Below are 25,713 nucleotides of genomic sequence, written 5' to 3' on the forward strand. Positions count from 1 at the left end.
TGTCTACGACACGTTTGGTAGAAAAGGCTGACGCCCGACCTAGGGCATTAACACTCCTCAATTCCTGAAATGCAGTTCTCGTAAATGTCGGTGGTAGAAAAGGCTGACGCCCGATCTAGGGCATTAACACTCCGCAGCTTCATCAACCTCGGCTACCTGCTCTGCATACGGTAGAAAAGGCAGACGCCCAACTCAGGGTATTAGATATTATTACCAATAGGAAAACTGCGTTATCTTAGAATGGATAGTGCAGGCTTATTATTGATCTTGTTTTTAAGAAAACAAATGAATTATGTGAATAACAATTCCGATGGTGCTTTATATCATCGTTTTTTCTTTTAGTATTTCTTTATATAGTCATAAATCTTTAAAACGTTTAAAAACCAATAAAAACTCTAAAAAACAGTTAAAACTGTTAAATAAGGTAAATATCCATAAAATTCATATAAAACTTTAAAAATCGCCAAAGTGATGGTATGATTCATTTAACAGGAGGTATAAGTTTTATGGGAAAGTCATCTGAAATATTTAGGCCCGGTGCATTACCTTCCAGTACGTATATTTCAAGAGAAGCTGCTTTGGGGTTTACATACGAGGAACGCCTGGAGCAGGCGATAAACACCACAGGTTATCTAACGCTGATATCAGGTCCATCTAAGATCGGCAAGACTGTTCTATGCGAAAGAGTAATTGGCCTTGATAATCTTGTAGAGGTATTGGGTTCGGATTTTCTTAATAGGGAAAATGTATGGACAACCATCGGGGCGAAAGCAGGAATGCCGCTTAGCGGTCTTATCACCACGGGAGATGCAGAGAAAGGCACTATATCAGAAGAGTACACAGTCACCAGAGACAATGTAATATCTTTTTATGAAGAACATGGATTAATTCTGCTTATTGACGATTTTCATTATGCTGAAAAGGAAGTACAGGTTTTCCTCGCTCAACAGCTAAAAGATGCCATAAGAAAAGGATTGAGAGTTATAATTTCCTCACTTCCTCACAGATGTGACGATGCCATCAGAAATAATCCGGATTTACAGGGAAGAATCAGCATAATCGATATAAAGCCCTGGTCTAAAGATGAACTTCGGCTTATTCCACAGAAAGGCTTTGAGCAGTTAAACATAAAAATAAAAGAAGAATATATTGAAAGTATGGTCAGTGAAAGCCTGGCTTCTCCTCAACTAATGCAGCTTTTATGCCTTAATTTGTGCCTCCTGGCTAAGTTCGATACAGATGCTAATGCAGAAATATCATCTGATTTGCTGGAGAAGACTTACAGGTTTTCTACTCTGAATCTGGATTTCAGAAGTGTCACACAGATAATACAGAACGGTAAAACCAGCCGGGGCAGTAAACGTAAACTATATGCGACCAAAAACGGGATATTGGATCTTTATTCGCTCATGTTGGAAGCAATAGCAAAAAATCCACCGTTAGGATCAATTCCTTTTGATGATCTGCTTGAAAGAGTTAACTCGCTCATTTCGTCTAACGATATAGTCCAGGGAAAATCCCTCCGAGACTATCTGAATAGCATGCAGGAAGTATTAACAGATCACAGCAGATCTTTTGAAGTTTTAGAGTGGCGGGATAATGTGCTGTATGTCATAGAGGCATTGTTTTTATTCTATTTGAGGTGGGGACGCGATGAAAATCACAGTTGACACTAACGAAATCCTGAAAATAACAGACACCTCAGAATTAGAAGCTAAAATAACTGAAATCAGTAATGCGCTTTTATCTGAAGGTAATCAAGAAAAAGCTTATGAATTAAGGAAACTTATTCCTGTCGCAACAAACAGGTTTTCTAAGATTGGGCAAAAGGAGTTATTGGAAACAACAAAAAGAAAGCTGATCGGACTTTTAGAGAATGATAGCATAAGCAAAACAATGACAGAAGTAGTTGCTATAGATACAGTTGGGACATTACTTGGAAATATCAAAAACTATTTTGAATTGATGTTTAGAAAAACGTCCCATGCAAAATGCAGCAAGCATATATCTGATATCCAAAAGGTCTTTGAAATAGAAAATGAATATGATCTGCAGCATTATCTATATGCCCTGTTAAGATCGGTATTTCCACTTGTTCGTATTGAAGAAAATCAAGACACCGGTGTCGGAACGGTAAGGAAAGATATAGCTATCGACGAGTTTGATATTGCTATTGAGCTTAAATGTACGAGAAACAGTATGGATCTGCGTAAACTGTCAGAAGAAGTCGCATCAGATATCATACATTATGACAATAAAAATCTATTTTTCCTTATCTATGATAAGGCCCACATAATAGAAAACGCTGATTTATTTAAAATCAGATATGAAAATACAAATATAGATAAAAGAGTTCGTATTTATATTTTCTCTATACATTAATTGAACTTTTATAACAGGTATTTTTATAACGGATGAACAAGGCCATAATTATGTAATGATAGAGCAAAAAAATAAGTCTTGCTGAAGTATCGATGCTAATATAGAATTGATACAACTTGAAAAAATCCGGTGTTTTCAGCCTGACACCAAAAACAAGCACAAAAATGACCACATTGTAGAATATTTAACGTAGATATCTTAAATCAGCCTTCCGGAGCCGCTCGTAGAGCCATTTCCGAATACCAAGCGTAGAAAAGGCTGACGCCCGACCTAGGGCATTAACACAATGCAACTACGAGGCCTTCGTAGTGGTCCGCCTTGTAGAAAAGGCTGACGCCCGACCTAGGGCATTAACACTGAGCTGAGCCCACCTATTTAATAGAAATTGCAATGACGTAGAAAAGGCAGACGCCCGATTAAGGGCATTAAAAATTATTGCAATAGAAAACTTGCGTTATCTCAGGACAGATAATGCAGGTTTTTTATGTTCCCGATTTTAGAAAGTCAATGAATAAAAAAAGAAATTGATAAAAGATTGATATATATGTGTATCACACAGAACTACAAGCTCAGACCTATCAGAGGTGATAAAACTCTTTTTATGTGAGAGCCGTGAAAATCCAATCTGTCCTTACTGCAATTCCGCTCTGAAATATCGCGATAGCCGTAAGAGAATCATGCGCTGGTACAATTCCGGGGTGCGTTATATCATCGTGCGCAGGATGAAATGCACATCATGTAATAAACTTCATGCAGAGCTGCCGGATTGTCTTGCACCATACAAGCAATATGCTGCGGAAATCATTGAAAACGAGATCGATGGCATAGTAAGTGAAGATGATCTCTGTACTGAGGATCGACCCTGCAGCAAAACAGTAGATCGCTGGAATCAATGGCTTCTTAATTTGAATCCTAAGGTTTTAAGAAGCCTCTTTTCTATACTCAAATCCCTGATTAATAATTTCAAAATATCATATACCCCTGAAGAAATACTCTTATCCATACGAAAGTTTGGAGCCGGTTGGATGACACTTGTTTCCGTAGCCGGTATTATCTCACGCGAACACAATAGAAATGAAAAAGGATCTGCACCTGAGTTGTCTGGAGCTCGTGATATATAAGCATTATTCTCGTAATCAGGAGGAAAATGCCATGAACAGAGAATTAAAACAACGAACCAAGGAGTGGATGAGTCTTGAAAGACGTACTCTTGAACAACGTAAGGTGGCGGATGAGTACTCATTTTAACTTGTCTGGGAAATCCATACCTGTGAAGGCAGAACAGAATCTTCAGGAACGTTTGGAAACCATGTGGCTCACAAATGCTTCACTCTCGGTTGAAGAAAAGATCAGGAAGGCCTTGGAAATAATCGGCGGATGGGAACAGTATTTTCGAAGGGAAAGAGATATTCATTCTATATTTGAATATATATGTCTCGTTGAAGTAAGTGACCGGGAACCCGAAACACTGGAGAAATTGCGTAGTTTAAGATGTAATGTTGAAAATGGATATTCGGATATTTTCAAATATCTTATCCGGTTTTGGCAATCAGTTAATATTAAAACATCGGAACTTTTTGAATGTCTGGCTTTTTCTTACAGAATGGATGCAGGTTCGTTATGCAAATATGTTAAGTGATTTAATCGAACAAAAGCTTCCTCAGGATAATGATATATCCTTGGAATTCTTCCCAAATAAAACCAAGCTTAAAAACGGTAAGTTCGGGCAGGTTTTGAAGCTTCCCTACGGGGTGCATTTAAATACCGGAAAGAGGTCATATTTTTTGGACGATAATTTTGAACCTGTTATGGATATCGATACCATGATAGATTCAATTGCCAAGTTTTCTGTTAGTGCGGTAAAAACTGTTATTTCCAGAAATAACGGTACAAAAGAAGTCTCGGAAATAAAAAATGTGGATCAGGATCTATCGGCTTTTGGAGATATTGATGCAAATATAGCTGAAGTCCTTGGAAAATGTAATCTCATGAGATATCTTTGCCAGAAGTCGTATAAAACCGGATATCTATCTCATTTTGAGAGACTGAGTGTTCTTTATGTATTTGGGCATCTCGGGGAAAAAGGAAAAGATTTCGTTCATAAAGTCATGTCGTTTACATTGAACTACAGTTACAATGTAACGGAAAGATTTATAAGAAAATGTCCTGAAAAGCCTGTGAGCTGTACCAAGCTTCAGGACCAGTATAAAAAGGTTACCGCTGAAATAGGTTGTAACTGTATATTTAAAAAGGTCAAAAACTGTTATCCATCACCTGTTCTCCACGCAATCATACTTTCTGATGATGCTAATACAGGATTAACACTTCCCACAAGTAAAACCTACACAAAAGAAAAGAAACAGAGTGTCCTGGAGGAAATAAATATCCATAAGAGTGCCCAGACCCTCGCAAAGAAGATACTTGATCTTAAAAAAGAAAAAAGGCAGTTGGATAAAAAGATAGCGGCTGTTGAGCAGGAACTATCCATCATATTTGATAACGAAAAGATAGATCAGCTTGAGCTTGAGATGGGTTTACTTACCAGGAGAAAGTCATCATCAGGTTATGATTGGTTGATAGAAATATAAAAAGTAATTGCCTAAATAGGGATTCTTATTTAAAATTAAATCAACATACGTACTGATAACAAAGGATAGGTTTTGGTTCCGAGTAAAGCTTCCGGCATAATAGCCATTATGGAGGTGGATCAGAATGTATCTGATGTTATCAGGTGAAGATTGAAAGGTTCATCTTATGGGAGGTGAGTCTTCATAGCGGATGGGTGTACTGACTTAGTTCAGGGTATCTGCAGAAACGATTGAAGATTTAGTGAAGATAAGATGGACTGATCGGTTTTTCAGGGATGCGTACATAAGTGGTTAGGTGCTTTGGATGGGTTATTCGAAGTTTTGTTAATCATGTAAAAACTTGAAAAAATCCGGTGTTTTCAGCCTGACACCAAAAACAAGCACAAAATCGACCACATTGTAGAATATTTAACGTAGATGTCTTAAATCAGCCTTGCGGAGCCGCTCATAGAGCCAGTCCATTATACCAAGCGTAGAAAAGGCTGACGCCCGACCTAGGGCATTAACACACCGAGAACAGACGGAAACGCCTGCATTTGTATTGGTGGTAGAAAAGGCTGACGCCCGACCTAGGGCATTAACACTTCATAGCAGAAGAACAGCCCGTAGGAGCGAAAAAGCGGTAGAAAAGGCTGACGCCCGACCTAGGGCATTAACACCTCTCCTTTGCGTCCTGCAAAAGCATTGAATGCTAATGCGGTAGAAAAGGCTGACGCCCGACCTAGGGCATTAACACTCTTTGCGAAGCCGTAAAGCCCTTCCGTGATATCTGCGTAGAAAAGGCTGACGCCCGACCTAGGGCATTAACACCTCTCCTTTGCGTCCTGCAAAAGCATTGAATGCTAATGCGGTAGAAAAGGCTGACGCCCGACCTAGGGCATTAACACTCTTTGCGAAGCCGTAAAGCCCTTCCGTGATATCTGCGTAGAAAAGGCTGACGCCCGACCTAGGGCATTAACACTGCCGCCAAAGACCTTTATGGGTCTTTCTATCCTGTGTAGAAAAGGCTGACGCCCGACCTAGGGCATTAACACTCTTCCTCGTCATAACACTCCCATCCTATTAAATCTACGTAGAAAAGGCTGACGCCCGACCTAGGGCATTAACACTTTGTGAAACATTATTATGGCTGTGTAGTTATGCACTGTAGAAAAGGCTGACGCCCGACCTAGGGCATTAACACTTGTGAGACAGGAGACGCAGACGTTTCCATGTGCGAGGTAGAAAAGGCTGACGCCCGACCTAGGGCATTAACACACACGTTGATTTCAGGGTAGTTATCAACGCCTGTGTTAGTAGAAAAGGCTGACGCCCGACCTAGGGCATTAACACACGAGAGTAACTGCATCGTCTGTCTCAATCCTAGTCCCGTAGAAAAGGCTGACGCCCAACCCAGGGAATTGACACAAGATAGCGGAAACAACCTTAGCCTTCTTAGCTTTGGTAGAAAAGGTTGATGCCCGATTCAGGGTATTAGTAAATCATTATCATTTGAAAACCTGCATTATCTTTAAACGGATAATGCAGGTTTTTTGTGTCTTCTTTATTACTGCGGAAATCAAATAATTCATAATAGTTGAAATTTTTTTGATTCATCACTAAATAATCAAAATCTGAAGAGCATATATAAGTGTAAGAAGTAAACGAACAAAAAAAGGAGACAAAGAAATGAATAGAGAAATACCTATGATTGAAGTTGAAAGTTCATATGGAACAAGAGCAGTATCACTAAATACACATCATCTGATGAATGGCATCATTTTTCTGAACGGAACCATAGACAGGGAAACAGCTAATGATTTTATTTCCCGGCTCATATATCTGGGAGAGAATTTCAAAGGGCCTGTAAATATTTATATCAACAGTCCGGGAGGAGAAGTAAATGCGGGACTTGCAATCTATGATGCAATACAGGGGAGTGACCTTGAGATCAATATGATCTGCACCGGAATTGCAGCCAGCATGGCAGCGGTATTACTTGCAGGTGGACAAAAAGGAAGAAGATATATCCTTAAACACAGCAAAGTGATGATACATGAGCCATTGATATCTGATGGTTTAGGTGGGTCAGCTACATCCATAAAAAATATTTCAGAATCCATTCTGGCCACAAGAGATATTATAAATGGAATTCTTGCAGAACATACCGGCAAAACCGTAGATGAGATAAATGAAGCTACCGGATTTGATAACTATATGAGTGCAGAGGAAGCCATAGATTTTGGCATATGTGATGAAATAACACAAAAATTGAAAGTAGTTTAATAACTGAATAAAGTTGCAACTTAATTACAAATAAAAAAACGAATAGTAAACATTAAAGAGAGGTAATAAAAATGATTAGAAGAAACGATATGATATTAGGTCAGGACCAGTATTACAACATGAATTGCTACGAAACCAAAGTGAACAACAATGTTCTGGTTGTGGGAACATCAGGCTCCGGAAAAACGAGGAGCATAGTTACTCCGAATATTTTGCAGGCTGTCGGAAGTTACGTAATCTCAGATCCTAAGGGCAATCTATATGATAAATATAAGGATTATCTGATGGACCGTGGTTATGTTGTGAAAAAGCTTGATTTCACAAATCCGGAAAAGTCCGCACATTATAATTTCTTCAATTATATCAGGAATACCATGGACATATTAAAAATAGCACATATGCTTATTTACCAGGAAAAGAACGGAAGAAGCTATGATCCGTTTTGGGAAGAGTCATCGCAGCTTCTACTTCAATCACTGATTGCATTTTTAAAAGAAGGCGTTGTTGAAAAGGACCGAAATCTACATAGAGTAAACTGTTTGTTAAACCTTTTCCAGGCTTCTGGAGATATTGAATCTGAAATAACTCCACTCGATAAGATTATGACAAAGTATGAAGAAAACCATCCTCACAGTTATGCTGTTGAGACATATAAGAAATTCCGTGTAGCTGCCAACAAGACACTCCGATCCATAATAATATCCGCAAATGCAAAAATAGGTCGTTGGGATACACCTGAAATCGCTGAGATGACAAGCAGTGACGACATTGAAATCGAAAACATTGGCAGAAGAAAGACAGCAATCTTTGTTGTTGTGAGTGATACAGATCGTTCTATGGACGGACTGGTGAATATCTTCCTTACTCAAACCATGAATGAACTCTGCCGTATTGCGGATAATGAATGCGAAGATAATTGTCTGCCGGTTCCGGTCAGATTTATCCTTGATGACTTTGCTACCAACTGCAAAATTGAAGAATTCCCAAGGATGATAGCATCAATCCGTTCAAGAGGTATTTCAACAATGCTCATGATCCAGGCAGAGTCACAGCTTACTGAAAATTACGGATATGATGGCAAGACCATAATCGGAAACTGCGATACCTATGTCTATCTGGGAGGAAACGACATTGAAACTGCAAAGGCTGTAGCCGAACGTTGCGACATGCCGGTAAAAAAGATACTCAATATGCCGGTAGGAACGAACTGGATCTTCAGAAGAGGGCAGAATCCGATAAATGGAATGAATTTTGATCCGGATACATATGATATAATAAAAGAAAGAGTTGATGACATTGAGAGATAAAATAAAGCGGGTTTCATCCCGTAGGTGTTTTTCTAAGAAAGAGCCCCTTCTGCCGGTGCAATGGCTGTTGGGCAGATTCCCAATGGTGTAAAGGTTACTTTTGAAGGGAATTACAATAACACTTATGCATTGGTTACGTATCAGGGGGTAACAGGTTTTATTCCTATGGGATATCTGGATTTTTATGAGGCTCAGATGTGAGCTAAAATCAAATAATTATTCCGGCATGATGGGATTAAGTTAAATCATGCCGGAATATCCACAAATACTATATAAAAATAAGATTATAGGTATTGCTGTAGAATAGATACTAATATAAAATTGAAACAACAAACGTACTGGTAACGAAATATCAGTTTTTAAGGGATACGTACATAAGTGGTTAGGTGCTTTGGATGGGTTGTTCGAAGTTTTGTTAATCATGTAAAAACTTGTAAAAATCCGGTGTTTTCAGCCTGACACCAAAAACAAGCACAAAAATGACCACATTGTAGAATATTTAACGTAGATATCTTAAATCAGCCTTCCGGAGCCGCTCGTAGAGCCAGTCTCTGATACCAAGTGTAGAAAAGGCTGACGCCCGACCTAGGGCATTAACACTTTGAGACATCCTTGTCCTGACGCAGATTCTCCAATGCCGTAGAAAAGGCTGACGCCCGATCTAGGGCATTAACACGCAGCTTGTGCGAATTCAAATTCTTCTGTTTCGTAGTGTAGAAAAGGCTGACGCCCGATCTAGGGCATTAACACCCTCTGCCCGGACATCAGAGGTAGCTTTCAGAGATGAGTAGAAAAGGCTGACGCCCGATCCAGGGCATTAGAAAATAATTATTATTTGAAGACCTGCATTATCTTAAAAACGGATAATGCAGGTTTTTTGTGTCTTCTTTTTTCTCAGGAAGATGATATTTGAAATCATTCTGATTTATCGCTAAATAATCCCAAATTCAAAGTACATATATATGTAGTAAGAAGTGATGAAGCCAAAAAGAAAAATCCAAATCTTCGCTAAATATGCAAGATACGGAGCGCATATATAAGTGTGTGAAGCAAAGAGGTCAAAAAAATTTCGCTTCATCGCTAAATAACCAAGATCTGAAATGCATATATAAGTGTAAGAAGTAAAGTAACAAAGAAACCAAATGATTCATCAGGATTCAATGAAACATCTGATGAGTTAGATAACACAAGTAAAGAAATGGAGAAATAAAGATGGAAAATTTAAATGAAATGCTGCCACTTGTTATGCAGGGTGCCATCATAATAACGGCAATAGTAAGACTTACAATCATAATAGTTAGGAAATTCATAGGAGTATTCAATAATCTTCTTGATATAAATCATTATTCAAGGTCTACTACTCGTTCTGCAGGAAATCAATATACAAGATCTGTAAACACTTCTGCGAACAGCAACACAAGACATAATTCTGTAAGAAATGAAACAGGTCCGGTGGTTTATTTTGCCAATAATCCACATGGAAGCAGTGATAAAAAGTACATGTTTAATTATAAAAAAGTAGATGGTTCATGGCGTGCTTACATCCTAAGGATGCCTTCACTGAGAGGGAGAGATCCCAGTGGCGTGGTCACACATAGACTTTTTGACAATGACGAACCCTATGTTTGTTGGGATAGTGATGTAGACACATTAAAGGGTATACAGGCGATATCAAAGGTCTGGGCAGACAATATTCAGGAGTACATTGCAACAGGAAAAACATTTGGATAAATGGAGGAAATGAAATTATGGTAAAGAACCCTATATTAGATGGATTTAATTATTTATTAGATGGTCTCGAGGAATTTGTAGATTTGATAATCGGGGATGATTATGACAACAATGAGCCTAATGATTTAGGCATTAATATGACTTTTAACAACGGAATACCGGATAAATCGGTTCTTTTTTCAACAAAAGTTCTTGATGAGTTCCGCAAGGACGTGGGACGTTTCAGAGCCGAGACAGGAGGTATCCTTGCTTCAACCGGAAGTGAAAAGTTTATTGACAAATGCTGTTTTGATACTCATTCCAACAATACATCCAATGAATTTTATTATGATGTTGAAGCTATGTCGGTTGTATTTCGTAATTGGAAGGCAGCCGGGTATATAACCAATGGAATATACCATTCACATCCAAAAGGATGTACAGAACCTTCTTATCATGATATTTCATCATCCCTTCTTCACATTGATTTCTTTGGATTGGATTATTTTTATCTTCCGATCTTCCAGCCTGATCCCAGAGGTCTTTATAAGATGTATTTCTATATCGTAAGAAAAATCGAAAATAACTTGGAGGTAACCCTGAGCTACGTGCTTGAAGCCATGAAGGAAGGGTATCGTTATGTCCCTTTCCGTTCCTGGAAGCAGACATATTCGATAGATCAGCTTAGACGATATCGGGAATTAATTGATAAAGCAGATGCAAAACATTCAGAAAAAAACAATGCTGAAAAGACAGCTGAAACACTGTCAGTAAATTCAGATTCTTTAGAGGAAAATATTGCAGTCACTACCTGTGAAGGAAATGCAGATCCCGAAGTCGTTGAAAATACAGATATAAAAGGAGATATGAAAGATATGATACCAACAAATGAATATTTCACAAAAGTTTCCGCCCTTTATCCTGAAAAGGTTCTTGATAAGGTCATCGTTTGTATAGGAACCGGTGGAGCAAGAAGTTTTCTTGAGAACTGCGCCAGAAGTGGATTTAGAAATTACATACTTATGGATGCGGATATAGTAAGCCCTTCTAACATTGCCACACAGGGAGTTTTCATCAGCGAGATGGGTAAAAAGAAGGTGGACGTAATAAGGGATAGGATCATGGATATCAATCCGGAAGCTAGAGTTATCTGTGTAGATAGATTCCTTGATGATTATATGAGCGATGAAGAATTCGTGAGATATATGTCTTTATTTCCCGGAAAAAAGCCTACAGATTATCTCATTCTCGGATGCACAGATAATTTCGAGGCACAGAAGAGGAGCTCTCTTCTTGCTCTGAAATATGGAAATCCATATCTTGCCGCAATGATGTATGAAGGAGGAGCAGCTGCGGAAATAATATTTGTTTATCCGGGAGTGACAGAAAGCTGTCCAAGATGTCTCCTTAGGGACAGGTTCGAAAAATACGAGAACGGTTTCGTAAATGATGTGGATTCTTCTGCCTGCCCGATATTCGCAACAGAACGCATGAATTCACTGAAAGGGTATATCGCATTGATGCTCATGATGTATGGAGAAGATCCGAAGAATCCGCTTAGCAGGGAGCTTCTTGACGTAAAGGATCGTAACTTTGTTGAAATCAGACTGACACCATACCTTAAGGATTCAAAGCTTGGAATCGGACTCTTTGACAGAGTATTTTCAGACGTATCAAGATATACATTTTTTGATGAAACATTGTGGATACCCCAGCATCCAGACAGACCGGAATATGGTGAAGAACCATGCAAGCTGTGTGGTGGAACCGGTGACCTTACCATGCTTCAGGATAAGTGGAAAACAGAAGACACAAGATTCATAAGATTTTAAAAATTTCAAATTATCGCTAAATAACAGAAATCTGAAGTGCATATATAAGTGTACAAAGCGATGAAGGAAAAAAGATCAAAAAAAATTCAAAACATCGCTAAATACTTAAGTGCTGAAGAGCATATATAAGTGTACAAAGTAAAAAAAGTGCTCGGGAGTTGTAAAGGATCCTCAACCCACAGGGCAAGCAAAAAACAATTCACATTTTTCAAATTAAGAAAGGAAATAACAATTATGAGTATTATTGAAAATTTCAGAATGAACAAGGTAACAAAGAAGCTTTTCCGCGTCTTCACAATCTGCATGGCTGTATGCAGCATCTCAGCAATAACCTCTTTGGCTGACTGGTCAAAGACAGCCGATAACGTTTGGCATTATACATACCCAAACGGAACATATGCATCTGCAGGATTACAGCAGATCAACGGAGTCGGATATATGTTCGACGCTGCAGGTAACATGCTCACAGGATGGCAGCAGACAGCAAGCGGATGGCTGTATTTTGATCCCATATCAGGCTCGATGGCCAAGGGCTGGAAGCTCATTGACGGGAAGTATTACTGCTTCAACGAGCAGCTCGGACTACTCTATACAGGCTGTACAACACCTGATGGATATAAAGTAGACAACAACGGAGTCTGGGTAGATACAACCGGTAATTCCGGAACTACAACATTTACGACACTGACAACAAAGAATGTCAATGCAGCTTCAATGGTGAACAGCAAGTATGTGTACGAAGAAGATGAAATGGTATATGAGAATAAAAAATACGATAACGATGACGAAGAAGACGAGGAGGATGTAGAAGATCTTAGCGATAGCCAGCTTTACAAGCTTCTCACCGGATCATATAAGCGTTCAAGCGATCCTTCAAAAAACTGCGATGAAGACGAAGCTCTTGAGAAGATAGTTGAATACGTAAACATCCTTAGAGCCAAGAAGGGACTTGACGAGCTTGAAATGGATGACGACCTCATGGAAGCTGCGGCAATAAGAGCAGAAGAACTGACAGAAAAGTACTCACATACAAGACCTGATGGCACAAAATGTTTCACCGTACTTGATGAAATCGGTTATGAGGCACGCAACAAGGCTGAGAATATCGCACAAGGACAGATTTCAGCGCTGGATGTAACAAATTCATGGTATCACTCAAGCGGCCACAGAGCGAATATGCTGTTCTCAAAACACACTAAGATCGGTGTAGGCATGTGCGAGGATAACGGAAGAAAGAACTGGGTTCAGTTGTTTTCTGACTAACCCGTAAGTAAATCTAACCTGCCGGCTTTCCATGGAACCCGGCAGGAAAAAGATCACAAACTAAAAATTAATCCGGATTATCACTAAATATCAGAAAACTGAAGCGCATATATAAGTGTAAGAAAAAACAAAATCATAATACTAAATTCGAAAAGGAGAATTAAAAATGAAAAACAATATGAACAACAACAGATGGATAAACCTTGTAAAGGAGGTTTTAAACCCTGAATTTAAGAGAAATTGCAATGATGGAGGTGAACAGACAGAAACTCTCCCCGGCGGAGGCTTCCATGGTGGAGAACAGACAGAAACACTACCCGGAGGCGGCTTCCACGGAGGCGAGCAGACCGAGACTCTCCCGGGAGGAGGCTTCCACGGAGGTGAACAGACAGAAACCCTTCCGGGTGGTGGGTTCCACTGAGACCAATAAACCGGGATACATCGCAAAAGATCCTGAATTCAAAGTGCTTATATAGGTTAAATATTTAGTAAAGATAAGAATTTCAAATTTCGAAAAGGAGAGAATAAACATGGAAGTAATTACTGAAATAATAACATTATTGGTTGCTGCTATATACGGTTGGACGGCCGTCTGTTGTGTATGGGAAGCAAATACTATCGGTGAATGCATTGGTTATTCAATATTAACAATGTTACTGGGACTGATGATCATTCCTGTTACGCAATGGGGGATAGCATTTATATGCCAGCATTATGTAATTGTTTTAATCTTGTTATTTATTGGTGCCGGTTGTAGTAATTCATAAAGGAGAAAGTAAATGAAAGAATTTGTATTTGGGACAGACAGTCAGTTTATTGCATTAGATAATGAGCTTTCAAAAGGAAAGAAATATAAGTTTTCAACCAGACAGCTTCCGGACTCCTGCACACCGGGTACCGCTAACCTCTGGTTTGCAAAAGTTGAAGATATGTACGTAATTTGTACAGATAAGGGAATAACAACAAGTAGTAATAACAAGGAATTCAAAGATTTCATAGAGAAAGGAGAAAAGAAATTCAGGTGTCTTAGGGACATGGCAGAATTTTTCAGATCATTAAGAGTTCTTTACCCTGAGAGAAAAGAAGTTAAACATGAATACAATTCAGACAACGTAGTAGACAAAGAGAAATTAAAGGAGATAAAAGCTTCAGAGAAAAAAATAAAGAATGTCTGGCCGGAAGACATTTCTGCGCCACTCAAGAAAAAAGTTTTCGGCCAGGATAGTGTTTTAGATGCACTTGCAGATATGGTTGTCATAAATCAGATGCGTAAGAACAAAAAGCTTCTGGCTGTAGCATTAGTTGGACCGACTGCAACCGGTAAGTCTGAAACAGCAAAATCTCTTGCTGAGGTTATGTCCGAAGCTTACGATACACCGTTCGGGTTCATAGAAATTGCAGGCAGCGAATTCATAGGAGAACATACAGTCCACCGCTTTTTTGGAGCGCCTCCCGGATTTGTAGGAAATGGACAGCCAACTATCCTTGATCCGGTTCGTCAAAACCCAAACCACGTTATAGTCATAAACGAAATAGAAAAAGCTGATGAGAAGATCCTGGTAGGTCTTATGGAAGCAATTGATACCGGAATACTTGGCATGGCTGACAATTCACAACCTATAGATCTTAACCGGTGCATCCTGCTGTTTACTTCAAACATCCCCATTGATATGGAGAAATACGAAGAAGCTTCGGCATTTGAACAGTCAGAGATATGCCGTGATGCCTTTACAAAGCACTGCGGCCGTCCCGAGATAAGCGGTAAGATCGGAAACTTCCTGGTATTCAACAAACTTGATGACATGGCCACTACAGATATCATCGTAAAGTTTGTTCGTGATGAACTGGATAGTTTTGATCTGAAGCTGGCTCATATTGATGAGCACCTTATGGCAGACTTTCTGAAGCATCAGACCAAATATGGTGCCAGAGGTATAAGAGGCTTGGTCAGTGGATCGGTGGGAAGGCATCTTCTGAGAATGAGAAAACAGGAGGACTTCAATGGCATGTCAGTCAATATGAAAGGAACAATCGATAACATTAAGTTTGAATTCGCAAACTTGGATAGCAGAAAGGATTTGAACAGATGAATACTATACACATTGTTAAATCAGGAAAAAAGGAAAATGATAACTGCACAAACAGAATCGTACTCTCCGGCAAGATTGTAAACAAGTATGAAGCAGAAAAAACAGAAAAGCAGAACAGGATAACATCACTTACAATCGCAATTACCGAATCGAATGGCAGAAACCAGATATCAAACTATCCAAGTGTAATCGTCTTCAGGGATAATGAAACCGGCAGATCCATCGTTGATGATTTTTCCAGAAACGATTGGGTAAGAGTTGAGGGTTACCTTTCATCGTCAGCAAAATCACGTCTAAAAAAGGACACATATCGCATGCAGCAGATAGTGATCGATAAGATTGAAATGCTTGATCCTACATATCCGGAGGCCATTGGTAACAACAAAGGAAATCCTCATTACGAGACCTGCAATAGGACAGTACTTAAGGGAGAAGTGAGGTCGGTCCTTAAGAGAACCAATAATGTCACTAACATAAGTATCGACGCCATAAATAATGGTGTACATAACACTATTTTAGTGACAGCATACGGCAATCTTGCCCGTTCTGCAGCAAATGAAATCAGTATAGGTGACACCATAAAGATAGGAGGAAAAATATCTACATCCGTCAAGGAAGCAGACAGACGGAAAGTTCACTACCAGAACATAGTAGCAAAAAGCATAACACCGGTAGACGAGGATAAGGAGGTATACTTGGAAGCTGCCGGTTAATCAATTAAGTCTAGAGCAGAAGTGCATATATAAATATAAAAGATACTCAAAATCTCAAAAATATAATTTTCAAGAAAGAGGTAAGTAAATATGAGAAAAGTAATTTTAACAATTTTAACAGTAATTATCGCAATTGTAGCATGTTTTACAGCTTTGGCAGGAACATGGAAGAGTGATTCCAACGGCTGGTGGTACGACGAGGGAAATGGTTCATATCCAAAGAACACCTGGTCATGGATTGACGGAAATGATGACGGCGTATCCGAGTGTTACTACTTTAATGAAAATGGTTATTGCCTGATAAATACAATCACTCCTGATAACTACTATGTAAATCCAAGCGGCGCTTGGGTTGAAAACGGTATAGTACAGACTAAGGATACCGGTGTTTCAGCCGGCACTGAAGCATTAGATTCAGTTGATGTTGTTTCCGGCAGCAACAAGACAAGTTCTAAATCCGACAACTCAAACTCAAACAAGAAAAATATGCTTGAGTCAGACCCGGAGATTTCATACCAATTCTTTGATAACAGTGAATATATAACCCTTAGCGGTGATAATTGGAAAGGAGGAGCATATTTCTATACATCAGATTGGTATCCGGAATCATATGCAGAATTCTATCTGGGTAAAAAGTACAAAAAACTTACAATAAAAGCAACCCCATTTACCAAAAACTATAGATATTCGATGGGCGTTAAGACTGAATTAATAGTTTCAAATGCCGAAACAGAAGAGGTACTGTTCACAAAGGAAATAACCGAAACGACTAAAAAGTTTACAATTGAGGCTGATGTTACAGATGTAGATTATATCCGCTTTGATTATCGCATGACTTATAGAGGAGAATCAGTAGTACCAGCAGGAAGTCTTTTGATAAAAGACGCCATCTTAACCATGTAAACATAAACATAGAATTACTAGGAGGTGATACATATGATCGAGTTCATAAACGGATCTGATGAGCAGTATGATGAGTTAAAAGATTCTTTAAATGACCATCTCTGCCATGTATATAAAAATTGTTGTTTTCCGCTATGCTGCAGCAAAACAATCGGGAGAATAGGGTTTGAAAAAGATGATAAATCCTATGTACTCTATATCGATAAAGAAATAACATGTTCCGGAAATAATGTACCGGATCTGTTTATGAACTGGTTATCAAACGGGTATCTTCGTTTCCTTGATTTTCCGGATATGAAGGAATTTTTGAAAAGTTTAATCTGTTTATATTGATTTTTAGTAGGTGAATTTTACATCCCCCGGAAGACAGAGGTGTCTGATAGCTGATAGCAGAGGATGTTGTAATCAGTTTTAAGTTTAGCGTTAAATATTACACATAGGAGGCAAAGATGGAATATCCGGTATTGGACTTAAAGGAAACGGGAAAAAGAATCAAGGCACTTCGTCTGGAACAAAGATTGTCGGTGGGAGATGTAAGCAAATATCTCGGCGATATCTCCGAACAGTCGGTTTATAAGTGGCAGAGAGGAGAAAGTCTTCCTACCGTAGATAACCTTTATGCATTAAGCAGTTTATTTAAAACAACAATTGATGATATATTAAAAGGCAGCAAAGAGAGGGACGACGATCCCTCTCTTTCCGATATATTTTGTAAATTTATATTTTTAACTTGTAAAGCCGACATTATTCATGATTAGCAAATATTCAGTACTGTGCTCGAGAGACATAGAGTTAAGAAAGAAGTGGAGGATATAAGAAATGGCGGAATCAAACAACTATAAGATTTTTTTTGATATGGATGGAGTTCTTGCAGATTTTAATAAGGGCGTGATTGATTTATGTGGTGTGTCTCCGCAGGATCAGGAAACTGCAGATGAAGAGGCAACTGATAACCTGTGGACAGCAGTTAGAAATGTAGATCATTTCTATGACAGGCTTGAACCGGTTGTAGGTGCAATAGAAATGTTTGAATATGCATATAAAATAACTAATGGGAATTGTGAGATATTGACCGGCATTCCTAAACCGAAGAGAAATATTCCGGATGCGGGAGATGACAAAATAAAATGGGTGCATAGGTTATTGGGTGAAAATGTAAAGGTAAATATAGTATATAAAGAAGAAAAAAAGAATTTCTGCGAAGGAAAAAACAGTATACTGGTAGATGATTTATCCCCCAATATTAATGAGTGGGAAAATGCAGGAGGAACCGGAATACTGTTTAAAAATCCTAAAGAAACAATTGAAAAGATAAATGAAATAATGGGGATAATCAACTAACACACTAAACTGTTGTTTCTTCCATGAGCTATAAGTCGTGAAGAAGGTGTGAGAGATAATGGTTTAATTTACCGCTGATATGCATTTTGGACACAGATCCTGGATTTCACGGACATGAAAGAATTTCTGAAAAGCTTAATATGTTTATATGCAGATGAAGATATGTTAGTATTTATTTAGTAACTTTTCATTTACACGATGGACCTGATCGCAGCTTAAGCTTGCCAAGTACCATTGGTAATAGTTGTTAATAAGCGGAGAAAAAACATGTCGGAAAATAAAAGAATCGAAGATATCAATGAGATTTTGACAGAAGAATTGGCCAAGCGCAAATTATATGTTTCAAATGATAAGTTGGAGTATCTGAGTAAGGCAGTTGTTCAAATCTATAACAGAATGAACATAGGTGCTGCCTTTAATCCAAATGTTATTATTTGCGCGGTAGACTACGAAACTGCTTATAAATTCGGATACGTTCTTGCAGAAATTCTAGAGATGTTTTTCCCCGATATCTGTGCTGAGATTAGTGAGGAGGAATTATACGGTAAAAAACGTATTGAAAAAGTCAGGGCAGAAAGCAAGGTGAGAATAGTCAGAAATTTCAAGGCAGCTTCACCGGAGCTTCTGTTTGATTGTCTTGATAAGCTTGAAAAAGATGGTTGGCCTCAGACTGTTGTCCTTTGTACAACAACAAAGGATATTGAAGCGATTAAAGATTATAACAAACAAGATTATCGTCTTTATAATTACATGTGTGGGTATAAGGTCTTCATACCTGAGGTCGATGAAAGCAATATTCCGGAATTGGTTTTTGAGAGACTTGATCGTGAAGGATATGAGTTAACAGACGGGTTTAAAAAGAAATTAGATATATATGTTCGAGCTGTCTATCAGGAGGCAAGTCTTTCCCAAAAAGCATTTTTAGAGGATTTGATTCATAGAATATACCAGGTTCATTATCAGAAACTTGCTGAAGGAATGCAGTTGGATGAATCGGATGTACCATATTCCGAGAAGGCAAAAAAGCTTGAAGAAAGCGAACTTAAGGAATTAGCTGATTCAGGAAGGAATGATATTCCTGAATCAAAACAGGAAGATAAAGAAGATTCTTCTTCACATGATGAAAAAAGAGAGCATCAGGACATAAATCTAATAGAATCTTTAACAATCAATACTGATTGTGAAACACCATCAGACACGGTTAATATACTAATTACAAATGTTAGTAAGGTTTCAGAAAAAAGACGTGTCAAAATATATAAAGATGAAGAAAGTAAGCTATATAACGGAGAGATGACAAATGAAGCTCCAATAAAATCTATTGCAAATCGTCTGGGACAAAAAGGCGAAAAATTGAACGCAATACTATTTATTGAAAGTGAAGAAGTCAGAACAGGGAAGATATCAATAGGTGCTACAACATATTCTCATATTGGTTATTTAAAAGAAAAAATAGAAGAATTCCTTGGAGAGTATGTAAAAGATACTGAATTTATAGATATTGAAATCAAAGATGAGCCTTCAAAGGATGATGTTTCAACAACAGTTTTCGAAATATATAATAAGTTGTTGGAAATGGCTGAAGATAATAGAAATATTAATATTTTTATTGAATCTAATGGTGGAGTTAGATATGTACTTACTATGCTTCTTTCACTAACAAAAACGTTAGAGAATTATTATGAAAATGTTCATATCAAAGAGATAACCAGCATGGTGTATGATCAGAATCAAAATAATGATCAGAATCCAACAAAGATTGTAAATACGAAGGATGTTTATGATACAGCACAGATTACAGGTATAGCGGATGAATTTGTAAATTATGGAAGAACTAATAGTTTACAACGTTATGTGGAGGGATACCTGAAAGATTTAACACCTGATCAGAGGCAGGATGTTCAAATAACATTGGATAAATTAAAAAAGATATCGGATGATATCCAGTTATGCAGATCGACGCTGATCTTGGATGATTTTTATGGTAAGAACAATCTAAAAAGTATAATTGAAGAGTTTACAGATAAATATAAAAAGAAAGATATTCCGGCGATAATATCAATTTTTAATCATGTATTACAATTGATTTTGAATGAATTAAACCAAACTGTATATAAAGATTTAAAAGCAGTTGTAGTTGATGAAGAACTGAAAGAAGATGGAGCTAATTCTGTAAACTTGCCACAGATGATTGAATGGTGTTTGAACAAATCATTTATACAACAAGCATTAACGTTTGTTGCAGAAAGGTTGCCTTTATATTTATTTGTAACAGGAAAAATCTCCCATAATAAAAATTTTTCCAATAAAAATATAGGAAATTATGAAAAGCATTACTATTTTATAGCTCATTTACAGGAATTTAAGGATTGGGTAAATAAATCAAGAATTGATAAAATACTGGAAATGATAGAGGAATCTGGTGAATTGAAAGAAATTATTCCTTCAGAAAAATGGGATAGTATTCGTAATTATAAAGGTATTCCGGAAGCTAAGATTACAGATGACTTAATTGATATTGCGTGTAAAGTAACAGAGTTGATTAAAGAATATAGGGATTTGATTAATAAACATAGAAGTTTTGCAGCCGTATCTGAAGATGATTTGAATAGGTTATTTGAAAAAAGATTTAATAAATTCAAATTAAATGAAGAGTTTCATTTTTCAAACCAGTATACAAGTACGTTGCATCTGGCACTGCGTGGTAAGTGTTATGATAAAGATAAAAAAGAAAAAATAGTAGAAATAAGTGAAAATCTGAAATCTCTGGAAGATATAATTGTAAGAACTTTACATAAAATCGTTTCTGTTGCAGTTGATTGTAGCAATTCAGTTTATCTTGCAAAGGCCAAAGAGGACTATGACGCTCTTATTGAAGGACTTTTTATTGATGAAAAATTATCCGATTTATTCAAATATAGTGAATTATCAAACTCATTGAAAATAAAGTATAGTGAAAAACAGAGTGAAAAATTTTTCATCAAGGATGCATTTGATTCAGGACATATAACCTCTAATATGCGCTATGAAGATATTCAGAAACTACTATATATTTATTCAGTCTGCAAAGAACAGAGAAATTTTTCAAATCATGCTTACGTTTCGAAAGATGATAGAGCAGTTGCTTTGAATTCAGAATGTCTGAAAATAGTTATTAAAACACTTTTGAGGATATGTGAATCTGATAATTAATTATGCCATCTAAGGGCTGATGACCTTTATGTGCTAAGCAAGTCATTCAAAACATCGGATGATGATATATTGAGAGGTAACAGAGAGGGATGAAGGACCCTCTCTTTCCTTATTTATTTGAGATTTTTTAAACCACAAGTTAAGTGACATGGCATACCCAAGGCTTTATACTGACTTTATATAAATACGTGTTTAATATGGGAAACAGTTTGATTATAGGAGTTTTGAAATGAGTAGAGTTCTTGTGATTCCGGATGTTCATTTAAAGCCCTGGATTTTTGATATTGCTGACAGAATAGATGCAGATAGCTATGATGACATTGTTATTCTTGGTGATTTGGTGGATGACTGGGGAAAAGGAGATGATCTGGATGCGTATAGGCAGACTCTGGAAAGGGCAGAAGAGTTCGCACAGAAACATTGTAATTCTTTATGGTGTTATGGAAATCATGATGTATCTTATTTATGGGATGCTATGGAATCCGGCTATTCTGTACAGGCAAGATTGACTGTTATTGAGGGGATAACCAGACTGGAGAATGTTCTTAAATATAGATATAAGTTTGTTCATAGAATTGATGATGTGCTTTTCAGTCATGCAGGACTTACTGAAAAATTTATATTTCATTCGTGCGGTTTTCAGACGAAAGAGATTGATGAAATTCTTGCAAAAATCAATCTTATGGGGAAACATGAATTATGGAAGAATAGCTCACCAATATGGGCGAGACCACAGTCTGATTTTTACAGGATGTTCAGAGATGATATCTATTTTCAGGTTGTTGGACATACACCTGTGGCAGAACCTTTAGAATTTGGAGGAATCTTGACGTTGGATCTTTTTTCGACATATTCAAATGGGGATCCCTATGGAAATCAGAAGCTGTATATTGTGGATACTGTAACTAAAAAACATGAAGAAGCAAGGGAAATGAATTTATAGCAAGGTTAATATGATAAGTTACGAAGATTTGATTAATTTATTGAAAACGGCAGAGTCAGCTGAAGAGATAGATTGCCACAGGGAAGAAATCGCAGAGCTTATACCACAGGTCAGGGTCATGTTTGATTTTGATCAGAAAAACCATGCACATCAGTATGATTTGTGGATGCATTGTATTCATACAGTCATGAATTTGGACAGAAATATGGATGATGATATGCTCTATCTGGCAGCATTACTTCATGATATAGGAAAGCCGGACTGTCAGGTGGCAGGTTCCAGACCTGATGATGAGAACATGCATTATTATGGTCACCCGGAGCGAAGTGCGGAAATTGTACAGGATGAAATATTAAACACTTTGTATGAGCATGGAGCAAATCTGCTTTTTGAGGATCAGAAACGGCTTGTATATTATGTGCGATATCATGATGAGCATGTGAGCCTGAGAATGAAACATCTTAGGCGGCATCTTGAAATGGTGAGTCTTGAGGAGTACAAGAAACTTATGCTGCTTCAGGTTGCAGATGCCAGGGCACATGTGATGATTCCGGTTATAGAGCAAAGGATAGAAATCTGTCAGAAATTATCCGGAGGATATGCGGACTATCTGCAAGAGCAGATATTAGCTGGAAAGTAGATGATTATGGAAATAGAAGAGATCAAGGCAAAGGTTGCCTCAAGTGAATATGATTTTTTAAGAACAAATGAGCATCTTGGAAATAGGGTGATATTACTTGGATTAGGTGGTTCTCATGCATATGGAACCAGTAATGCTAAGTCTGACCTTGACGTGCGGGGATGTGCCCTGAATACTAAGGCTGAAATCCTAACTAACACGAATTTTGAGCAGTTTGTCAATGAGGGGACTGATACGGTAATCTATTCATTCAACAAGCTGATCTCACTCCTTTTGAACGTGAACCCCAATACGGTCGAAATGCTGGGCTTAAAGCCGGAGCATTATCTTTATATTTCTCCGATTGGACAGGAACTACTTGATAACAAAAAACTGTTTCTGTCAAAGAAGGCGGTACATTCCTTTGGAGGATACGCAAACCAGCAGTTGTACAGGCTTCAGCAGAAGTCAGCAAGTCACATGAAGCAGGCAGAGCTTGAAAAGCATATTCTAAAGACATTAGAACATATGAGGACGGACTTCAGTTCCAGATATTCATCTGTCCCCGGAGATTCGTTAAAGCTGTATATCGATAAAGCCGTTCAGGAAGGATATGACACAGAAATATTCATGGATGTAAAGCTCAGCCACTATCCTCTACGGGATTATTGCAGTATGTGGAATGAGCTTCAAAATACGGTGAAGGCTTATGCCAAAATAGGCGTTCGAAACGAAAAGGCCTTGACTCACAATAAAATCGGAAAGCACAGTATGCACCTTATCAGACTTTATATGATGTGTCTGGATATCCTGGAGCGAGAGGAGATTGTAACCTATAGAGAGAAGGAGCATGATCTTCTGATGGATATCAGGGATGGCAAATATCTAGGTGAAGACGGCAAGCCTAATGCGGAATTCTTTGAAATGGTTAACGATTATGAAAAGCGTTTGGATTACGCAAGGGCTAACACAAGTCTTCCGGATGAACCGGACTATGAGAGAATCAACGAATTTGTGATGTCGGTAAATGAGAGAGTCGTGAAGAAGGTGTGAGAGATACTGGTTTATTTTACCGCTGATATGCATTTTGGACACAGAGACATTATTACGATGCAGAATCGACCGTTTGCTTATAGGGGAGTTGTTGAGAAATAACATGAATTGCTATAAGATGTTAGTATAAATAATATACGAGGAACATGCTTCGTTAGGAGGGCAAAATTGATGCTAAGCATTAGATCTTCATACGATAGTTTTCGAGATCTGCGTGAAAATAATTCATATTACATTGATAAGACAGAAATCATTGAAGAGTATCTTATAAAACGATTTGATAAAGCTGTCCTTTTTGCGCGCCCTCGCAGATTCGGAAAAACATTGACCATGACCATGTTCCGAGACTTTCTGGACATAAGACAGAAAAGTGAATCAATTTTTGCCGGGTTAAAGGTCATGGAGAACACAGATGTTGTAGAAAAATACATGAACCAATATCCTGTGATTTTTATATCCCTGAAAGAAGTGTTCGGAGATAGTTTCGAGAAGGTATTCAGAAACTTTCAAATTGCCATAGCAACTACTTATGATAGTTGTGCAGAATTGCTGGAAAGTGAGAAAATAAGTGATCTTCATAAAGAATTCTTTGTCAAACTACAAAGGAAAGAAATGGGGGAGGAAGATACTATTCAGTCTGTTGCTTTACTCGCTCAAATAATGAGAAAACATTATGGGAGGCAGGTCTTTGTCATCATTGACGAATACGATGTCCCAATGGCAAAAGCTCTAGGTACGCCTTATTACGATGAAGTAAGAGACATGATAGAGCATATGCTGAGCTTCATTTGCAAAACCAACGATAATGTAAAAGCAGTGCTGCTGTCCGGATGTCTATACACAGTGAAGAACAGTACCTATACCGGTGTCAACAACATAATGCCATATACAGTTATGTCACCTATATATGCATCATCCATAGGCTTCACAGATGATGATGTGAAGAAACTACTTGCAGATGCAGGCTTGTCAGACCGGTATGATACCGTTGCTGAGTGGTATGATGGATATATGTTCGGACGTGACAAGATGTACTGTCCATGGGATGTACTGTTATATGTAAAATCAGTTCTGGATGGAACTTATGATGATGACAGAGGGCCTGAGAGCTACTGGCTGAATACATCAGAAACTTCCATTAACTTGATTCACGGTTTTTTTGGAAAAACATCCGGCGCGAATGAAAGCTTTGAGCAACTGTTGGCAGGAGGAACCATAGATTGCACTGTAAATGAGTTTGTTCCATATCACAGGATTCATGAAAACGGAACAAATCTGTGGTCTGCACTGGTAGAAACGGGATATCTTACAAAAGCCGTTACAGGTCGTCCGCCCCTCATGCCTTTGAGAATACCAAACAGATCTGTTCAGATTGTATTTCGACAGGAGGTTTGGGAATTCTTTAAGGACAAGGTGGATAATGTTTATAATAGATAAGAAATATGAAAGCCAGTTAAAATACGAGGGCTATACTGTCCGTTTACAGTATGCAATGGCCTTCAATGATAAGAA

The 25,713-nt window shown here is 38.0% G+C and carries 23 protein-coding genes, 1 pseudogene and 1 CRISPR repeat array; all 24 genes and pseudogenes read left to right on the forward strand.

All coding sequences use genetic code 11. From position 1 onward, the window contains the following. Positions 1-506: 506 nt before the first annotated feature. Positions 507-1,670, forward strand: a complete 1,164-nt coding sequence (locus T357_RS0118635; protein WP_031556062.1) for a hypothetical protein — start codon at positions 507-509, stop codon at positions 1,668-1,670. Further along, positions 1,654-2,382 (forward strand): PD-(D/E)XK nuclease domain-containing protein, encoded by a 729-nt coding sequence (locus T357_RS20705; protein ID WP_049962560.1) that lies wholly within the window; start codon positions 1,654-1,656, stop codon positions 2,380-2,382. Before T357_RS0118635 ends, T357_RS20705 begins: the two co-directional genes overlap by 17 nt. A gap of 584 nt (positions 2,383-2,966) precedes the next feature. After that, positions 2,967-3,503: a DUF6431 domain-containing protein gene (locus tag T357_RS20710; protein WP_255342849.1), complete on the forward strand. Its 537-nt coding sequence runs from the start codon at positions 2,967-2,969 to the stop codon at positions 3,501-3,503. 149 nt (positions 3,504-3,652) lie between these two features. Beyond that, positions 3,653-4,021 (forward strand): hypothetical protein, encoded by a 369-nt coding sequence (locus T357_RS0118655; RefSeq protein WP_155991579.1) that lies wholly within the window; start codon positions 3,653-3,655, stop codon positions 4,019-4,021. Then, complete coding sequence (locus tag T357_RS0118660) at positions 4,011-4,970, forward strand: TOTE conflict system archaeo-eukaryotic primase domain-containing protein (RefSeq protein WP_031556074.1); 960 nt, start codon at positions 4,011-4,013, stop codon at positions 4,968-4,970. Before T357_RS0118655 ends, T357_RS0118660 begins: the two co-directional genes overlap by 11 nt. A 472-nt stretch (positions 4,971-5,442) precedes the next feature. Beyond that, a CRISPR array of direct repeats spans positions 5,443-6,377; the repeat unit is 37 nt; unit sequence GTAGAAAAGGCTGACGCCCGACCTAGGGCATTAACAC. 261 nt (positions 6,378-6,638) lie between these two features. Further along, positions 6,639-7,235, forward strand: coding sequence for a ClpP family protease (locus tag T357_RS0118665; RefSeq protein ID WP_031556077.1), 597 nt, complete (start codon positions 6,639-6,641; stop codon positions 7,233-7,235). Between the two features lie 71 nt (positions 7,236-7,306). After that, a complete protein-coding gene (locus T357_RS0118670; protein ID WP_031556080.1) occupies positions 7,307-8,542 on the forward strand; it encodes a VirD4-like conjugal transfer protein, CD1115 family in 1,236 nt (411 codons plus the stop codon). A gap of 54 nt (positions 8,543-8,596) precedes the next feature. Continuing rightward, positions 8,597-8,743 (forward strand): annotated as a pseudogene (locus T357_RS21340) (SH3 domain-containing protein); the annotation flags it as partial. 1,011 nt (positions 8,744-9,754) lie between these two features. After that, positions 9,755-10,273, forward strand: a complete 519-nt coding sequence (locus T357_RS0118680; RefSeq protein WP_031556083.1) for a hypothetical protein — start codon at positions 9,755-9,757, stop codon at positions 10,271-10,273. 17 nt (positions 10,274-10,290) lie between these two features. Further along, positions 10,291-12,084 carry a ThiF family adenylyltransferase gene (locus tag T357_RS20715; protein WP_031556086.1) on the forward strand — a complete coding sequence of 598 codons (1,794 nt, stop codon included), beginning with the start codon at positions 10,291-10,293 and terminating at the stop codon, positions 12,082-12,084. A gap of 234 nt (positions 12,085-12,318) precedes the next feature. Continuing rightward, the gene (locus tag T357_RS0118690; RefSeq protein ID WP_031556089.1) at positions 12,319-13,347 is read left to right on the forward strand and encodes a CAP domain-containing protein; all 1,029 of its coding nucleotides are present in this window, start codon (positions 12,319-12,321) and stop codon (positions 13,345-13,347) included. A 166-nt stretch (positions 13,348-13,513) separates the two neighbouring features. Beyond that, positions 13,514-13,768, forward strand: a complete 255-nt coding sequence (locus T357_RS0118695) for a hypothetical protein (protein WP_031556092.1) — start codon at positions 13,514-13,516, stop codon at positions 13,766-13,768. Positions 13,769-13,877: 109 nt separating this feature from the next. Further along, entirely contained in the window at positions 13,878-14,114 is a 237-nt protein-coding gene (locus T357_RS0118700) for a hypothetical protein (protein WP_031556094.1), read from the forward strand. A 12-nt stretch (positions 14,115-14,126) separates the two neighbouring features. Further along, positions 14,127-15,437 carry an AAA family ATPase gene (locus tag T357_RS0118705; RefSeq protein ID WP_031556096.1) on the forward strand — a complete coding sequence of 437 codons (1,311 nt, stop codon included), beginning with the start codon at positions 14,127-14,129 and terminating at the stop codon, positions 15,435-15,437. Then, positions 15,434-16,150, forward strand: a complete 717-nt coding sequence (locus tag T357_RS0118710; RefSeq protein WP_031556099.1) for a single-stranded DNA-binding protein — start codon at positions 15,434-15,436, stop codon at positions 16,148-16,150. Before T357_RS0118705 ends, T357_RS0118710 begins: the two co-directional genes overlap by 4 nt. Positions 16,151-16,240: 90 nt before the next feature. Continuing rightward, complete coding sequence (locus T357_RS21595; RefSeq protein WP_049962562.1) at positions 16,241-17,053, forward strand: hypothetical protein; 813 nt, start codon at positions 16,241-16,243, stop codon at positions 17,051-17,053. 33 nt (positions 17,054-17,086) lie between these two features. After that, positions 17,087-17,386 carry a hypothetical protein gene (locus T357_RS0118720; RefSeq protein ID WP_031556105.1) on the forward strand — a complete coding sequence of 100 codons (300 nt, stop codon included), beginning with the start codon at positions 17,087-17,089 and terminating at the stop codon, positions 17,384-17,386. Positions 17,387-17,502: 116 nt separating this feature from the next. Further along, complete coding sequence (locus T357_RS19690) at positions 17,503-17,811, forward strand: helix-turn-helix domain-containing protein (RefSeq protein ID WP_044917436.1); 309 nt, start codon at positions 17,503-17,505, stop codon at positions 17,809-17,811. A gap of 61 nt (positions 17,812-17,872) precedes the next feature. Then, positions 17,873-18,394 carry a 5' nucleotidase, NT5C type gene (locus tag T357_RS0118730; RefSeq protein WP_031556111.1) on the forward strand — a complete coding sequence of 174 codons (522 nt, stop codon included), beginning with the start codon at positions 17,873-17,875 and terminating at the stop codon, positions 18,392-18,394. Positions 18,395-18,661: 267 nt separating this feature from the next. Further along, positions 18,662-21,586 (forward strand): TM1812 family CRISPR-associated protein, encoded by a 2,925-nt coding sequence (locus T357_RS0118735; protein ID WP_031556115.1) that lies wholly within the window; start codon positions 18,662-18,664, stop codon positions 21,584-21,586. A 229-nt stretch (positions 21,587-21,815) separates the two neighbouring features. After that, a complete protein-coding gene (locus T357_RS0118740) occupies positions 21,816-22,529 on the forward strand; it encodes a metallophosphoesterase family protein (RefSeq protein WP_031556117.1) in 714 nt (237 codons plus the stop codon). 10 nt (positions 22,530-22,539) lie between these two features. After that, on the forward strand, positions 22,540-23,169 hold the full coding sequence (locus T357_RS0118745; RefSeq protein WP_031556121.1) for an HD domain-containing protein: 630 nt from the start codon (positions 22,540-22,542) through the stop codon (positions 23,167-23,169). Positions 23,170-23,175: 6 nt separating this feature from the next. After that, positions 23,176-24,201: a DNA polymerase beta superfamily protein gene (locus tag T357_RS0118750; protein WP_031556125.1), complete on the forward strand. Its 1,026-nt coding sequence runs from the start codon at positions 23,176-23,178 to the stop codon at positions 24,199-24,201. Between the two features lie 171 nt (positions 24,202-24,372). After that, on the forward strand, positions 24,373-25,638 hold the full coding sequence (locus tag T357_RS0118755; protein ID WP_031556128.1) for an AAA family ATPase: 1,266 nt from the start codon (positions 24,373-24,375) through the stop codon (positions 25,636-25,638). The last annotated feature ends 75 nt before the right edge of the window (positions 25,639-25,713 follow it).

Source organism: Oribacterium sp. FC2011 (assembly GCF_000701645.1).
Classification (GTDB): domain Bacteria; phylum Bacillota; class Clostridia; order Lachnospirales; family Lachnospiraceae; genus Oribacterium.